This window comes from Pseudoalteromonas sp. NZS100_1, assembly GCF_015864285.1.
Classification (GTDB): domain Bacteria; phylum Pseudomonadota; class Gammaproteobacteria; order Enterobacterales; family Alteromonadaceae; genus Pseudoalteromonas; species Pseudoalteromonas arctica.
The window spans coordinates 33,783-49,424 of record NZ_JADYXN010000001.1; the positions used below are offsets into that span (position 1 = coordinate 33,783).

General features: G+C 38.4%; 12 protein-coding genes. 2 read left to right on the forward strand and 10 right to left on the reverse strand.

The genetic code is table 11. The features are described from left to right. Positions 1 to 12: 12 nt before the first annotated feature. Positions 13 to 807 carry an ABC transporter substrate-binding protein gene (locus I6F66_RS00165; protein WP_165741005.1) on the forward strand — a complete coding sequence of 265 codons (795 nt, stop codon included), beginning with the start codon at positions 13 to 15 and terminating at the stop codon, positions 805 to 807. Here the strand turns inward: I6F66_RS00165 and miaE are convergent. Then, the gene (miaE, locus tag I6F66_RS00170) at positions 804 to 1,565 is read right to left on the reverse strand and encodes a tRNA isopentenyl-2-thiomethyl-A-37 hydroxylase MiaE (protein ID WP_010553847.1); all 762 of its coding nucleotides are present in this window, start codon (positions 1,563 to 1,565) and stop codon (positions 804 to 806) included. The genes I6F66_RS00165 and miaE overlap by 4 nt on opposite strands. A 206-nt stretch (positions 1,566 to 1,771) precedes the next feature. Here miaE and I6F66_RS00175 point away from each other — a divergent pair, with 206 nt between their 5' ends. Further along, positions 1,772 to 2,371: a Yip1 family protein gene (locus I6F66_RS00175; RefSeq protein WP_007580923.1), complete on the forward strand. Its 600-nt coding sequence runs from the start codon at positions 1,772 to 1,774 to the stop codon at positions 2,369 to 2,371. A gap of 116 nt (positions 2,372 to 2,487) precedes the next feature. Here the strand turns inward: I6F66_RS00175 and purF are convergent, their stop codons facing one another. From purF to I6F66_RS00220, 9 genes are all read right to left on the reverse strand, one after another. Then, entirely contained in the window at positions 2,488 to 4,014 is a 1,527-nt protein-coding gene (gene purF / locus I6F66_RS00180) for an amidophosphoribosyltransferase (protein WP_007580920.1), read from the reverse strand. A gap of 18 nt (positions 4,015 to 4,032) precedes the next feature. Next, complete coding sequence (locus I6F66_RS00185; RefSeq protein ID WP_007376853.1) at positions 4,033 to 4,527, reverse strand: CvpA family protein; 495 nt, start codon at positions 4,525 to 4,527, stop codon at positions 4,033 to 4,035. Between the two features lie 195 nt (positions 4,528 to 4,722). Beyond that, a complete protein-coding gene (locus I6F66_RS00190) occupies positions 4,723 to 5,364 on the reverse strand; it encodes an SPOR domain-containing protein (RefSeq protein ID WP_165725402.1) in 642 nt (213 codons plus the stop codon). An 11-nt stretch (positions 5,365 to 5,375) separates the two neighbouring features. Next, complete coding sequence (gene folC, locus I6F66_RS00195) at positions 5,376 to 6,641, reverse strand: bifunctional tetrahydrofolate synthase/dihydrofolate synthase (RefSeq protein ID WP_165728735.1); 1,266 nt, start codon at positions 6,639 to 6,641, stop codon at positions 5,376 to 5,378. Between the two features lie 25 nt (positions 6,642 to 6,666). Continuing rightward, the gene (gene accD / locus I6F66_RS00200; RefSeq protein ID WP_007376856.1) at positions 6,667 to 7,542 is read right to left on the reverse strand and encodes an acetyl-CoA carboxylase, carboxyltransferase subunit beta; all 876 of its coding nucleotides are present in this window, start codon (positions 7,540 to 7,542) and stop codon (positions 6,667 to 6,669) included. A 140-nt stretch (positions 7,543 to 7,682) separates the two neighbouring features. Further along, positions 7,683 to 8,480 carry a tRNA pseudouridine(38-40) synthase TruA gene (gene truA, locus I6F66_RS00205; protein WP_007584098.1) on the reverse strand — a complete coding sequence of 266 codons (798 nt, stop codon included), beginning with the start codon at positions 8,478 to 8,480 and terminating at the stop codon, positions 7,683 to 7,685. A 148-nt stretch (positions 8,481 to 8,628) separates the two neighbouring features. Further along, on the reverse strand, positions 8,629 to 13,014 hold the full coding sequence (locus tag I6F66_RS00210; protein ID WP_197208430.1) for a FimV/HubP family polar landmark protein: 4,386 nt from the start codon (positions 13,012 to 13,014) through the stop codon (positions 8,629 to 8,631). Between the two features lie 354 nt (positions 13,015 to 13,368). Beyond that, positions 13,369 to 14,385 (reverse strand): aspartate-semialdehyde dehydrogenase, encoded by a 1,017-nt coding sequence (locus tag I6F66_RS00215; RefSeq protein WP_197160121.1) that lies wholly within the window; start codon positions 14,383 to 14,385, stop codon positions 13,369 to 13,371. A 48-nt stretch (positions 14,386 to 14,433) separates the two neighbouring features. Then, on the reverse strand, positions 14,434 to 15,555 hold the full coding sequence (locus I6F66_RS00220) for a 4-phosphoerythronate dehydrogenase (protein ID WP_197208432.1): 1,122 nt from the start codon (positions 15,553 to 15,555) through the stop codon (positions 14,434 to 14,436). Positions 15,556 to 15,642: the final 87 nt, after the last annotated feature.

Below are 15,642 nucleotides of genomic sequence, written 5' to 3' on the forward strand. Positions count from 1 at the left end.
GTGAGAGGTTGAATGATTAAGCTGTTAATTTTCATCGTAGTAATTGCCATTCCTACACAAGTATTTAGCAAGCAAACATGGCAAATTGTTACAGAAAACTACCCTCCCTATTTTAGCGAAAACCTACCTAGTAATGGCTGGCTATATGAAATAGCCGAATCAGCGCTTAAAACGCAAGGTATTAATAGCGAACCAGAATTCACGACATGGGATCGCGCTTTAAAGCTATTAGAAAAAAACAGAAAAACCGCTATTTTAGGTGCTTTTTATTCATTAAAAAGAAATGAAGTTTTTTACTACTCTCGTCCACTTGCAGTTGCTCACTCAGGAGTTTTCAAACGAAAAGAGAGTGTTATTAGTTTCGATGGTACAGTTCAATCATTAACACCTTATAGTATTGGCACAGAAGACAATGCCTTTGTAAGCCAAGAGTTTGCTAGAAATAGGGAGCTGGCAATAACGTCCACTAAAAGCCTTCCTACAAGCTTATATTTACTACAACAAGGGCGTATTGATTTAGTCGCGGGTACTAAAGAGGTTGGAAATTATTGGCTTGAACACACTAAAACCGAAGATTCAGATGATAATAATATTGAGTACTTATCGCCAGATCTTGCTTCTCATAAACTATATTTAGTTGTCTCTAAATCAAATTATAGAGCCAAAGAATACTTACAAAAATTTAATAGAGGAATTGATATAATAACTAAAAATGGACGCATTGCTAAAATTATGAAAAAACATAATTTCAGCAATCAGAAAATAGCAGAATATATTAATTTTTTAAAAGAAAATGAGGGTATTTAAACAGTGGGAACACCGCTGTGAAATTTAAAATCAGTATCGGTTGTCGAAATTAACTCTTTTTCTTTTTCACCAAAAAAGTTTACGCGATCGGTAATATCAAAATCAGCAATTTCTTGCGCTAGAGTTAAATAATCTTGGTAATGACGCGCTTCTGAACGTAACAACGAAATATAAAAATCACCTAAACGTTTGTCAACATGCGGTGCAAGCTTTGCAAAACGCTCACACGAACGCGCCTCAATATAAGCGCCTACTATTAGCTTATCGACTAATGCATCGGGCTCGAACGTTTTAACATGACGAAGCATACCTTTTGCGTAACGACATGGTGTAATACTTTGATACTCAACACCGTACTCGTCCATAATTTCGAGCACTTGATAAAAGTGATGCAGCTCTTCTTTTATCAGCAAAACCATTTTATCGATTAGACCTTGCCCGTATGGAGAACTCGATTTAGGAATTATTGATTTAGTGAGCTTATTTTTAGCAGCCAGATCGCGCCAATTCCCTTCTCGTTTGTAAATAAGCGTTTCAAATGGCTTTAGCCACTCGAGTAATGCATCACTACCCTCTTTATCTACCGCGTATTTACGTATTAAAAACATCGCACTTTGAGCTGCTTTTAATTCACAAATTAAGTGATCTATTAAAATGACTGATAAGTTTTCTTTTTTAATTGCTTGCTCCACCCATTGCTCTGGGGTGGTACACAATAAAAAGTTATTAATCGGCTCTAAAAGTTGGCTATGTGGCACGTTGACTGCTCATTACTAAATAAATTTGATAGACCGTTATTTTAACACGAAATTTTGCTTGGGATAAATCAAAGCCCTTATCTGCGTCTAAATGTTAATAACGAGTTAACTTGACTTTGCAAAATAAGTGAACCATAACTGTACATAGACTGTATAAAAATAAATCAACCAAAACAATAATACGTTCCTTTTATGGAGTAAGTACTATGATACTAAATCACCTCTGGGGCATTTATGCTCACCCACTTGAAGAATGGCAAACAATAGATAATCGCCATGAAAGTTTAACCTATAGTTTGTCGCATATTTTACTGATTGCTTTATTTCCTTCAATAATGGGCTACTACTCATCTGTTTATTTAGGATGGAGCATAGGTGCAGGCAATCCCGTATTTTTAACGCACGATAGTGCACTGCTAATTGCAGGTGCAATGTATTTTGCTTTAATAGCGGGTGTTTTTGCATTGGCGTATTTAGCCCATTGGATGGCGGTTACATTTGGCTCTAAACCTACATTTACACAAACACTTGAACTTGCAGCATATACTGCAACACCAGTGTTTATGTCGGCACTCGCCGCTTTTTGGCCTGTACTTTGGTTTGTAGTGTGTATTGGAATTATTGCACTGGCTTACTCGGTTTATTTACTCTACACCGGCGTACCAATACTTATGCATATCCCAGAAGAGCGCGGCTTTATTTACGCCAGCTCGGTAGTAACGTGTGGATTAATATTACTGGTTATTATTTTAGCTGTAACAGCTATGCTTTGGACTAATGGGATTGTTAGCCCAATGTTTACTTAATAAATTTCACCTAAAAAAAGAGTCATGTTTGATAGAAATGTTCCCTTTCTTTCCTTCGCAAAAAAGGAGCTAATTAGCTCCTTTTTTTTGTGTAACGACTTTTTATTAACTAATCATTAATCAGCTTCGTTTTCGTCTTGGTTGTGTATTTCTAAACCTGAAGACATCGCACTTTCTCGGGTGCTTTTTGCTGAATCGTTACGTAGCTTATCAATACGATTTAAATAGTTTTGATCAATATCGCCAGTAATATATTGGCCATCAAATACTGAAGTTTCAAACTTAGTAATTTCAGGATTTTCTTGGCTAACCGCAGCAATTAAATCTTTTAACGATTGAAAGATTAAACCGTCAGAACCAATACTTGCATTAATATCTTCTACTTCACGTCCGTGAGCAATAAGCTCAGCTGCTGAAGGCATATCAATACCGTACACATTAGGGAAGCGTATTTCAGGTGCCGCTGATGCAAAGTAAACGTTTTTAGCGCCAGACTCTCGGGCCATTTCAACAATTTGTGCTGATGTTGTACCACGAACAATTGAGTCATCAACCAATAATACGTTTTTACCTTTAAACTCGCGATCAATTGCGTTTAGCTTTTGACGCACTGATTTTTTACGCATCTCTTGGCCAGGCATGATAAATGTACGACCAATATAACGGTTTTTAACAAAACCTTGGCGATACGGTAAATCAAGTACACGTGCGATTTCCAGTGCTACATCACATGAAGTTTCTGGGATTGGGATAACTACATCAATATCTTTATCAGCCCATTCGCGTGCAATTTTTTCGCCTAGTTTAGTCCCCATGTTTACGCGTGTTGCGTACACAGACATACGGTCTATTGTTGAGTCAGGTCGAGCAAAATAAACAAATTCAAAAATACACGGCGAGTAAGATGCCTTATCAGCACAACTAAGTGAATGGAATTCACCTTCTTCTGTAACATATATAGCTTCACCAGGGGCTACATCACGTACAAACTCAAAACCGTCCGGTTTCAATGCAACGCTTTCTGAGGCAAACATGTACTCAGTACCTTTTTCGGTTTCGCGTTTACCAAATACAAGCGGGCGAATACCATTAGGGTCGCGAAAAGCAACAATGCCGTGGCCGATAATCATAGCAATAGTTGCATAACCACCGCTTACTTTATTGTTTACTTCGGTTACCGCAGTAAAAATATCTTCAGGGTCTAAATGCAACTTATCAGATTTGCTTAATTCATGTGCCATGATATTAAGTAAAATTTCAGAGTCTGATGTTGTATTAACGTGACGACGTGCTTCTGAGAATAACTGCTCTTTTAAAGCTTCTGCATTAGTAAGGTTGCCATTATGGGCAAGTGCTATACCAAACGGTGAGTTAACATAAAAAGGCTGTGCTTCAGATGAGCTTGAAGATCCTGCTGTAGGATAGCGCACATGGCCAAGACCAATTGTACCTTGTAGTCGTTTCATATGACGTGTGTGAAAGGCATCTTTCACTAAGCCATTTGCTTTGCGCAAGCTAAACGTATTATTCTCAATGGTAATGATACCCGCGGCATCTTGACCACGGTGCTGCAAAACAGTTAAGCCATCATAAATCGCCTGATTCACAGGGGATGTTCCGACTATTCCAACGATACCACACATGTAATTTATCCTCGCCGATTAACGGTTTACTGAATTTAAAAAGCTCGAGTTGTTTTCTAGGTACGAAAAGAACCATTCAACAACAAAGCCAAATTCTGGAATCAAAATAGAATTGCCCCACCAGTGCGTATTGGGTGCACCAGTAAAAGCATCAAGAAAGAAGAGTAACGCGCTCACGACCAACACGCCTCGTAGAGCACCAAACACTATGCCAAAGACACGGTCGGTACCCGATAAACCAGTACGATGTACAAGCTCACCTAAAATATAGTTTAGTAAACCGCCTAACAGTAGCGTCGCAAAGAATAATATGGCTATGGCCGCAGCATTTCTTAAAAGGGGTTCAGAAATGGTTGTTAGGAAGGAAGCTAAATATTGGTAAAATAAGCTAGAGATGATAAAGGCGCCAGCCCATACCGCTAATGACATTGCTTCTTTTACAAAGCCGCGTATTAAACCGATGATGGTAGACAATGCAATGATGCCAATAATGGCGTAATCAACCCAGATCATAAGAACCAATTAGTCGCTAATTTGGGGCGCATTCTATACCCAAACATCGTTAGTATGCAAGTTTAAACGGGAGATTACTGGGTTGTAGTCAATACAAAAAATTAACATTATAGAATGGGTATTGTGAGATAAAGATAATGATAAAAACAAATATAAATAAATAAAAAAAGGCTTGTGATACAAGCCTTTTTTTAATTATTTTGTTACTTCGTATTGCGTAACTTTACCATTTAATTTAGTAAGCTCTTTCAGCTGGGGAAGCTGCTTTTGTAATTCATTTTTATCAAGCGAAGGACCAACAAATACCTTGGTTAACGTCCCATTTGGGGTTTTAATCGGTTTAGTAAACGTTTTAAACCCTTCAACTTTTAATTTAGCCTGTAATGCTTTTACATTTGCAACATGTGAAAAACTACCTAATTGAATAACGTAAGCCATACTTGTTAGGTTTTCATCACTTTTACGAGGCGCAATAGGTTTTGGTTTAGCTTGAACCGGTGCCTTAGTGCTCGGTGTAGCTTTGGGTTCAATAGTCGCTTCAACAACTTTATTCTCTACAGCGTAGTCACTCTCATCCATAGCGTTTTGCTGCTCAAAAGCTTCATCGTCAGCTTGAATATCTTCAATTTCATCTTGTTTTAGTGGCTCAGCATTAGCCATGTTTTCATCAATTGACTCTTGAAGATCGATTGTTTTGAACTCAGGGCGATCAGGTATCGCTTTAAAGCCTTCTTTATAATGCACTTTTTCGCCATCGAGTATATTAGGGATAAACACAATTGCTGCGATCACTACTATACTTGTTCCGACTAAGCGATTAATAAAACTTGAGTTCACCGACATCCTCTCTATTTTTTAAAGTAATTAATAGCGCCGGCCACTGTAAAAAATGAACCAAATACAATCAACATAGTATCACTTTGTTGTTTTGGTAAAATTACACTCAGTGCCTGTGCCACACTATCATAGCTATTGATAGTATTATGATGAGATATACCCTGCAGCGCATTTTGTAAATTACTTGCAGTGTCGCCTCGCGGACCACTTAAGCTCGCTAATGACCACTCATCGACCAAGTGACTTACTTCTTTAAGTACACCCACTTTATCTTTATCAGCAAGCATAGCGGCTAATGCATGAATTTTAAAGCCTTTATCTTTATAGCTTGATAACTTATTGGCTAAATAACGCGCCGACTCAGGGTTATGTGCTACATCGGTAAAGACTAAAGGCTCAGCGCTTAACTGCTGAAACCGCCCTTCTACAACTAAATTAGCGAGGCAACTTCGTATGACTTGCTCACTTGGTAATAAGTTTAAAACGCTTAGCGCAGTTAACGCCGTTGCTGCATTTTGACACGGTATTGCTGGCTTATCTATTACAAGATTATGTTCTTTATATTGCCAATTAAAGCTCTCAGTATTCTCTTTGAAAATAAAGTCACTGCCCGACAACGTCATATTGGCATTAATTTCTTTGCCGTAATCAGTCATTGTGTGAGGAATATTTAAATCCCCTATAATAGCAGGCGTATTTTCACGAAAAATACCGGCTTTATCATAAGCCACTAACTCTCGTGTATCACCTAGGTACTCTTTATGATCTAAATCGATAGTGGTGATCACGCTTGCAAAGGGAGTTACTATATTTGTAGCATCAAAGCGCCCGCCTAGACCAACCTCTAGTAATACATAATCGACCTTACAGCGTTTAAAAATTGCCAACGCACCCAAAGTACCATATTCAAAATAAGTCAGAGGAGTGTCTTTACGGCCTTGCTCAAGCTGGTGAAAAGAATCTATATGGAGTTGGTCTGCCAGTTCTTCGCCATTAACTCGTACACGCTCGTTATAACGAATTAAATGAGGAGATGCGTAAGTGCCCACGCTAAAACCTTGCGCTAGTAATAGCGACTCTAAGCAACGTGCAGTGGTGCCCTTACCGTTTGTACCGGCAATAAGAATAATTTTACTTGGAGTGTTTAAAAGGCCAATATTGTTGGCAACATTAGCAACTCGTTCTAAACCCATTGCAATGTTAGCTGGGTGAACACTTTCTAAATAAAAAAGCCAATCATCAAGGCTTGATGATTGGCTAGGAATTGTTTTTGTCATAGCGTGTAATCAGTAAAGCTGAAATTTACGCTACTCTATGCTCTTGTTCCGTAGAAGGCAAGTTCATAAATTTAGCTAAAATGCGTGCAAGGGTATCGCGCATTTCACGGCGGTCAATAATCATGTCAATTGCACCATGTTCTAGCAAAAATTCACTACGCTGAAAACCTTCAGGTAATGTTTCGCGAACAGTCTGCTCAATAACACGAGGACCTGCAAAACCAATTAACGCTTTAGGTTCAGCAACGTTAATATCACCCAGCATAGCAAGTGATGCAGATACACCACCCATTGTCGGGTCGGTCATTACTGAAATAAATGGAAGACCTTTTTCCGTCATTTTTGCAAGTGCAGCACTTGTTTTAGCCATTTGCATAAGCGACATAAGCGCTTCTTGCATACGTGCTCCGCCTGATGCAGAAAAACAAATAAGCGGCATGTTATGCTCTAAACATTGATCAACAGCATCAACAAAGCGAGCGCCAACAACAGAAGCCATTGAACCACCCATAAATGAGAACTCAAATGCTACCGCTGCCACTGGAATACCTTTTAATCGGCCTTTCATAGCTACAAGTGCATCTTTTTCACCACTTGCTTTTTGGGCTGCACTGATACGGTCAGAGTACTTTTTAGAATCTTTAAACTTAAGAATGTCTTTAGGCTCATGTTGTGTACCAAGCTCTTGACGATCACCTTCATCTAAAAAGTGCTCTAGGCGCTTACGGCCACTAACACGCATGTGATGGTCACACTTAGGACATACGTTTAATGACTTTTCTAATTCAGCTTTATATAAAATTGAATCACACGATGTACACTTAGCCCAAACACCTTCTGGGATTTCTTTACGACCTGATGATTTTGTCGTTTTAGGTAAGATTTTTTCTAGCCAACTCATTTGCAACTCTCTTAATACTGTTCTGTGTCGCGAGCCTGCTAATAGCAATTAGCAGACAAATTTTTTCAATTAAAACATGAATTACACTAACGCGGTATAAAAAACTGGTCTTAGTAGTTAAAAGTGCTCATAAAAAGTACTTATACCACATCTATATCAGGCAAAAATAAAGGGCCTAAAGGTGTTTGAGGAATATTAAATTGCTCAGGGTAGTCAACATCCACTAAATACAAACCAGCAGCCTTAGCGGTAGCACTGGCCTTTGCGCGTTCTTTACAATCAAGTAGCTCTTTTATCCATATAGGTTGTTGTTTATGTAAACCAACATCCATTAAGCTGCCTGTGATATTACGTACCATGTGATGTAAAAATGCATTCGCTTTAATATCAATAATAACGTAAGTACCTTGGCGCTGTACCGACAGATGATGAATTGTTCTTGTCGGTGTATTCGCTTGGCAATGTATCGCTCTAAAAGAGGTGAAATCGTGTTTACCTATTAAGTACTGACACGCCTCTTGCATCTTTGTTTCATCAAGATGATGATGAAAATGCGTAACCCCCTCGTTTAATACCGCACCTCGTAGGGGGGAGTTATAAATAACATAGCGATAACGACGAGCTGTAGCACTAAAACGGGCATGAAAGTCATCAGCAACCGGTTGGGCAAAGCGAATAGCAATATCTTTAGGCATTAAAGTATTCATACCTAGTGTAAATGCGACCATATCGCGATCGGCTTGCGTTTCAAAGTGTATTACTTGGCCTGTACCGTGCACACCAGCATCTGTACGCCCTGCACATATAACTTCAACAGGATGATTACAAATACGCGACAACGCTTTTTCTACTTCTTGCTGTACGCTATTTACATGTGATTGACGCTGCCAACCACTATAACGTGCGCCGTTGTATTCAACTCCAAGTGCTACTCGCATAATTACCGTTTTACCTACTGTGCTAATGAACGAGGCATTTTATGCTATCTAACGATGCAATAAAAGGAGACCTGTCGTAATCAAACCAATACACATAAAAAAACCCGTATTTAGCTAAGCTAGATACGGGTTCTTATAAACATTTTAATTATTTTAGTTTAGCTTTTAAGCTAAGTGCTTCCTCTTGAACTTCTTCAGGACCTTTGTTAATGACATCCTCAATAACTTTAAGCGCAGAATCAAAATCATCAATTTCAATATAAGCACGCGCTAAATCAAGTTTAGCTGAGTAGCCACCACTTTCAGCATCAACATCCGTTGGGTTATCACCTGCAAGTAATGCATCAAACTCACTCAAACCGACATCCATATTAACGTCGGTGTAAGGTTCGTGTTCAAGTTCAGCGTCGTCACTTTCTTCTAATAATGAATCAATATCTACAAATTCGTCATTATCAAGTTGCTCAACATCACTACCTTCAACAAGTGACTCTGTTGTAGTTAATGAATCATCTGTCTCTAAGTCTTCTTTTAGCAAGCTGTCAAAGTCAACATCAAATTCACTGCTGTCATCAACACTTAAGTCTTCAGGCTCTGCTAACTCACTAAGTAATGAATCAAAATCAGTTTGCGTCAAATTCGACATAAACTCTTCATCAAGTTCATCGTCAGAGCTAATATCAGTGCTACCCACTTCATCTAAGCTTGTTAACTGTGCTTCGCGCTCTGCATTTGTTTGCTCTTGCGATTCGTCTGATAACTCATCAGTTAGCGCTTGCTCTAAACTATCTTCGTCAAATTCAACATCTAATTCAGAAAAATCATTTTCAATTAAAATCTCATCATCAAAATCATTTTCTAAACTATCTAAATCAGCATCTGCCATAAGTGCGTTTGCTAAATCTTGCTCAGCTTGGCTGGAAGCGACTCCCGGTGCCTCACCATCTAAATCATCCCCTTGTAATTCTTCAGGGATAAATGGCAACTCACTTTCTAATGTTTCTTGAACTTCATCAAGGTTAAGAGGTTTGATGTCATCTTCAATACTTGGTGGTTCAACAGAATCAACCTCATTATTAATTTCTTGAAGTAAATCATCATCAAGCGACTCATCTTCAATCTCCGTTTCAGTTTCTAATTCAGAGAAGTCATTATCAATTAATAGTTCATCATCAAAATCATCTTCTAAACTATCTAAATCACCATCTGCCATAAGCGCATTTGCGAGATCTTTCTCTGTTTGACTAAGTGCTACTGCATTTTCATCACCCGATGCATCTCCTTTAAGCTCTTGCGGCTCAAACGAAGGCTCATTCTCTAATAATGATTGATCATCGTCTAATTCAAGTTCAGGATATTCATCCAACTCTTCACTTGGCGTTACAAGCTCGCTATCAAGCTGCTCTTCAATTTCAGTAAGATCTGAGTCATCGTCGCCCGCTAGCGGATCGTCACCAAGATCAACTTCTATTTCTTCAAGATCATCATCAAGCTCATCTAAAGACCAATCAGGTGTTTCTATATAGTCGTCATCAGTGGCCTGTTGTAGCTCACTTAAAAGCTCATCAACGCTCTTTAAAGTATCATCTGTGTATTCTTCAAGTGCATCTTCAGGATCAAGAAGCGACTCTGATGTGTCTGAAAAATCATCAACCGTTACATCTATAAGTTCTGGCTCTTCTGCAAGCTCTGGCTCTTCTTCAAGTTCTGGTTCTTCTTCAAGCTCTGGTTCTTCTTCAAGCTCAGGCTCTTCTTCAAGCTCAGGCTCTTCTACAAGTTCTGGTTCTTCTTCAAGCTCTGGCTCTTCTTCAAGCTCAGGCTCTTCTAAAGGCTCAAGTTCTTCTTCAAGCTCTGGCTCTTCTTCAAGCTCTGGCTCTTCTTCAAGCTCAGGCTCTTCTTCAAGCTCTGGCTCTTCTACAAGTTCTGGTTCTTCTTCAAGCTCAGGCTCTTCTAAAGGCTCAAGTTCTTCTAAAAGCTCTGGCTCTTCTTCAAGCTCTGGCTCTTCTTCAAGCTCTGGCTCTTCTTCAAGCTCTGGCTCTTCTTCAAGCTCCGGCTCTTCTTCAAGCTCTGGCTCTTCTTTAAGCTCAGGCTCTTCTTCAAGCTCAGGTTCTTCTTCAAGCTCAGGTTCTTCTGCAAGTTCAGGCTCATCGTCAAGCTCGGGTTCTTCATTTAATGATGAAGCAAGCGACTCAATATCATCAACATTTAATTCTTCTTGAGCATCTGCTAAATCCTCAACTGAGTCTGCTAATGCATTATCAATTTCTGAATCTCTTACATCTGAATTTTTTAGTTCATCATCAATTAGGTTATCTATGTCGTCTAAATCAAAATCATCGCTTTGTTCAACTAATGAATCATCTACAGTATCTACTGCAGCCTCATCAATTAAGCTATCTATGTCGTCTAAATCAAAGTCGTCACTTTCCTCAACTAATGAATCATTTGCAGTATCCACTGCAGCCTCATCAATTAGGTTATCTATGTCGTCTAAATCAAAGTCATCACTTTCCTCAACTAATGAATCATTTGCAGTATCAACTGCTGCCTCATCAATTAAGCTATCTATGTCGTCTAAATCAAAGTCGTCACTTTCCTCAACTAATGAATCATTTACAGTATCAACTGCTGCCTCATCAATTAGGTTATCTATGTCGTCTAAATCAAAGTCATCACTTTCCTCAACTAATGAATCATCTGCAGTGTCAACCGCTGCTTCATCAATTAAGCTATCTATGTCATCTAAATCAAAATCGTCGCTTTCCTCAACTAATGAATCATCTGCAGTGTCAACCGCTGCTTCATCAATTAAGCTATCTATGTCATCTAAATCAAAATCGTCGCTTTCCTCAACTAATGAATCATCTGCAGTGTCAACCGCTGCTTCATCAATTAAGCTATCTATGTCATCTAAATCAAAATCGTCGCTTTCTTCTAGAAGTTCATCTTCGTCGAGTAACTCTGCATCAATTGAGTCATCTACCACATCACTTTTTGGGTCATTCGCTTCATCAATTAAGCTATCTATATCGTCTAAATCAAAGTCGTCGCTTGTATCAAGTTCAGCTGAAGTGTTATTTGAGGTATCTAATTCTGTTGATGTTTGATCTAATAATTCATCTATATCAAAATTATCATCATCTGCAAGCTCCTCACTTAAAGCCGCCATTTCATCATGAGACTCTAAGCTATCATCCTCTAAAGCTTCGCTTGTTTGCTGTGCATCAAACTCAGGTAGACTATCGTCTTCATCAAACAAGCTATCTAAATCGTCATTAGTTAGAATTTCATCATTGTTTATTGAGTCATCAGATAAGTCTAAATCAATATCTTCAGCGTTTTCATCTGAAGGTTGATCAAACCCTTGCTGCATAAAAATATCGAGTTCATCATCGTCATCGGTATTTTCATCATCAAAAACAATGTCATCACTTAGTAGACTTTCAAGCTCATCCTGATCGAGTAAATTCTCACCACCTGAAAAATCATCTAGGCCGTCATCTAAATCATCATCAGGCAACATATCATTTTCGAGATTATCATCAAGTTGAACACTCAAGTCATCTAAAGGGTCGGGTACAATTGGATCGTCATTTAAACTTGGGCCTAAATCATCATCGCCAGTGTAAATTGGGGTTTGTGGTAAAAAGTCATCATCGTTTTGTGGCTCTTCTTGATTACTTGCTCGTTTGCGTAAAAACATAACAATTGCAAAAATAATCAGTAGCCCAGGAATAAACATTAATAAACCCAGCACTATCGGATTTGAAAATAATGAGCTTAAATCAAACGATTCTTTTGGTACTATCTCTTGTTTTTTTTGCTGTGCAATAATCTCGTTTTGCTTAACAATTAGTTCTTTTAATTGATTTTGAATTTCACTGTCTTGTCCTAACTGTAAGCGTAAGTTTTCGAGTTCGTTTGAAATACCTGATAATTGTTTTTTAAGATTATTATTCTCAACTAAAATTTCTTCTACATTGCTTACAGAATTTTTAAATTGTTGTTGTAACTCAACCAGCTTAGTACTTTGCTCTGTTTTTATTTCATTTAATTCTTTCTGTATCTCTTTTTTGGCATCGTCTACGTCGACTTTACGAGCTTGGGTTACTTTTGTTTGTGCTGAGGTAATTTCGCTTTGCGTAAGTGTGCCATTTTTTTTCTTTTCCCATAATGCATCATCTTGCTCTGAGCGTTGTTTTGCAAGCTGTGTATTTACACCTTTTATTTCGGCTAAAGTAGGGATTTTTAAATAGGCACCATTTTGAATATGATTAAGATTTTGTTCTAAAAATGAGTTGGGGTTTTTGTTATACAAGGCCTGCATAACTTGATAAATGCTGACGGAGTTATCTGGGCGCACTTTAGCCGCTATACGCCAAAGTGTGTCTGTTGGTTTAATTGGCCCAATAGATCGTCCTTGCGCACCATAGTCAACGCCTTTAGGCCCCTTTAATTGGGTACTGTCTTGAGAGTAAACTGGCGTTACTATCAATGCAGACGCTAATATAATAAGTGTAACTAAACCGCGCATGCTGATCCTTTAATATTTAAATATTAACAAAACACTTAAAGCTTAAGTGCATAAATATTGTTGATTATTGCTGTTATCAGCCAAATGACTGACTCGCATTTATTATTACAATCTATTTTTATTGCAAGCTCTATTCCAATTACAAACTATAAACCAGTTAAGGCTTAATATCCATCGCAACACCTTGAAAATAAATGCCTTAAAACATCTTTATAAATATTAATTTATTGATTGTTATCAATCAGTTTTTATACTTTCAAAAATAAACGGCAAAAAATTGACAAGCTCTATAAACAAAAAGCGGCAAACAAATAATGTTTACCGCTTCGAAAGTGTGTTCAGCGCTATTAACTATTACATATAATTAGCAATAAGCTCTTCTGCAATTTGAATACTGTTAGTTGCAGCACCTTTGCGAGTGTTATCACTTACAACCCACATGTTTAATCCATGAGGATGAGAAATATCAGCACGTAATCGGCCTATATAAACAGTATCGTTACCACTAGCGTCAGACACTGCTGTAGGGTAATCACCTTCATCATCAATTAGCTCGACACCAGGCGCGTCTTTTAAAAGTTGCTTAACGTGTTCAAAGTCATAAGGCATGCGCGTTTCAATATTAATTGATTCTGAGTGACCAAAAAACACGGGAACACGTACACATGTAGGATTTACTGCAATAGTGGTATCACCCAAAATTTTATGAGTTTCATTTACCATTTTCATTTCTTCGCGTGTATAGCCATTATCCTCAAAGCTATCAATTTGAGGAATAACGTTAAATGCAATTTGCTTCGGAAATACTTTATTATCCATAGGGCGTGCATTCATCAAGTTAGCTGTTTGCTTTGCAAGTTCATCAACCGCTTCTTTACCTGCGCCCGATACAGCTTGGTAAGTAGATACGTTAATACGGTCTATTCCGTAAGCATCATAAATTGGTTTAAGTGCTAACATCATCTGAATAGTTGAACAGTTAGGGTTAGCAATAATATTACGATTCCTAAAATCAGCTAGGCTTGAAGCATTAACTTCTGGCACCACTAGTGGGATTTCAAAATCATTTCTAAAGTGCGATGTATTATCGATTACAATACAGCCGGCATCAGCAGCAATAGGAGCATATTTTTCAGATACACTACCACCAGCAGAAAACAAACCTATATGCGCTTGGCTAAAATCAAAGCCTTCAACGTCAAGTACTTCAATGGTCTCACCACGAAACTTTATGTCTTCACCTGCGCTGCGGCTGCTCGCAAGTAAAAAAAGCTGATCTACAGGAAACTTACGATCTGCTAGCGTTTCAATGATTTGACGGCCTACTAAACCAGTAGCGCCAAGTATGGCAACGTTATATTTTTGCGACATATTTCTTCCTCTATAAACGACATTAAAACAACATCGTTAGTTAAATAATTATTTAGCTATGCTAAAGCCAAGTTGACTAAGTGCTGCTAGTTGTGGGCTATCACCTTGTAGGAATAAGGTGCTAAATTCTCGCCTTACCGGATAGTTTTTACGTAAACTATCAAAGCCCTCACCTTCTAAATGACGAAGTAAAATTCCGTCATCGCGGCGTACGTCATAAATTAAATGCACCAAACGGGCAATATCTTGCTCGCTTAGGCTTTGCGTAACAGTTGCATTTGTAATAGCAGGTATTGGTAAAAAATCACCTAACGATTTACTCACTTCTACACCTTTTAGGTCACACAATTTTTGATACAACATTTGTGTACCTCGTGCTTTCCCCTCAAGTGTATGCCCTGCGATATGCACACTGGCATAACGCACATGCTCTAGTAATTCAGTTAGAATATTGGGCTCTTTTTCCCATACATCAAGTACTATATCTAAATCAGCCCCAGCTTCCATTACCTCAAGCAATGCTTGGTTATCAATTACATCGCCTCGGCTTGCATTAATTAGCGTGGTTCCTGGTTTAAGTGATTGTAATCGCTCTTTATTCATCATGTGCAGCGTTTTGTGCTCGCCACCTTTAATAAGTGGAACATGAAAAGTAACAACATCTGATTGCGCTAATAACTCATCAAGCGCTACATGCTCTTGTAGTAAGCCCTGTTCGTGCTTAATTGGATCGCATAACAGTACGTCGACATTTAATGCTTTTAATTTTTGCGACAAACACGTGCCAATGTTACCCATTCCTACAATACCAATTGTTTGACCACACAATGGGCGCGCATTTTCTTGGCTTAACGCAAATAAACTACTAATTACATATTCAGCTACAGCAACTGCATTACAACCAGGAGCACTGGTAAAAGCAATATTTCTATCATGTAGTAATTGCGTATCAATATGGTCAATGCCAATTGTGGCAGTGCCCACAAAGCTCAGCTTGTTAGCTTGTGCCAATAGTTCATGATTAACATTAGTCACTGAACGAGTAAGGAGTACATCTACATTTATTAATTGTTCAGGCGTTAATTTACGACCATCAAAACGCTCAACCTCACCAAAGTCTGCAAAGTACTGCTCAACTAAAGGCATATTTTGATCGGCAAGAATTTTCATCACTGAGTCCGTTTGGCAATTAAGTGGCGCCATTGTAACGAACAACCAAGCCTTTACACAAACTAAAAAGGCGCATTTTAGCTGATA

What these genes read in the sequence shown, in the direction of transcription:
- I6F66_RS00165 (WP_165741005.1), top strand. Translation starts at nt 13, where the DNA reads ATGATTAAGCTGTTAATTTTCATCGTAGTAATTGCCATTCCTACACAA.
- I6F66_RS00175 (WP_007580923.1), top strand. Translation starts at nt 1,772, where the DNA reads ATGATACTAAATCACCTCTGGGGCATTTATGCTCACCCACTTGAAGAA.
- purF (WP_007580920.1), bottom strand. Translation starts at nt 4,014, where the DNA reads ATGTGTGGTATCGTTGGAATAGTCGGAACATCCCCTGTGAATCAGGCG.
- I6F66_RS00185 (WP_007376853.1), bottom strand. Translation starts at nt 4,527, where the DNA reads ATGATCTGGGTTGATTACGCCATTATTGGCATCATTGCATTGTCTACC.
- folC (WP_165728735.1), bottom strand. Translation starts at nt 6,641, where the DNA reads ATGACAAAAACAATTCCTAGCCAATCATCAAGCCTTGATGATTGGCTT.
- accD (WP_007376856.1), bottom strand. Translation starts at nt 7,542, where the DNA reads ATGAGTTGGCTAGAAAAAATCTTACCTAAAACGACAAAATCATCAGGT.
- truA (WP_007584098.1), bottom strand. Translation starts at nt 8,480, where the DNA reads ATGCGAGTAGCACTTGGAGTTGAATACAACGGCGCACGTTATAGTGGT.
- I6F66_RS00210 (WP_197208430.1), bottom strand. Translation starts at nt 13,014, where the DNA reads ATGCGCGGTTTAGTTACACTTATTATATTAGCGTCTGCATTGATAGTA.
- I6F66_RS00215 (WP_197160121.1), bottom strand. Translation starts at nt 14,385, where the DNA reads ATGTCGCAAAAATATAACGTTGCCATACTTGGCGCTACTGGTTTAGTA.
- I6F66_RS00220 (WP_197208432.1), bottom strand. Translation starts at nt 15,555, where the DNA reads ATGAAAATTCTTGCCGATCAAAATATGCCTTTAGTTGAGCAGTACTTT.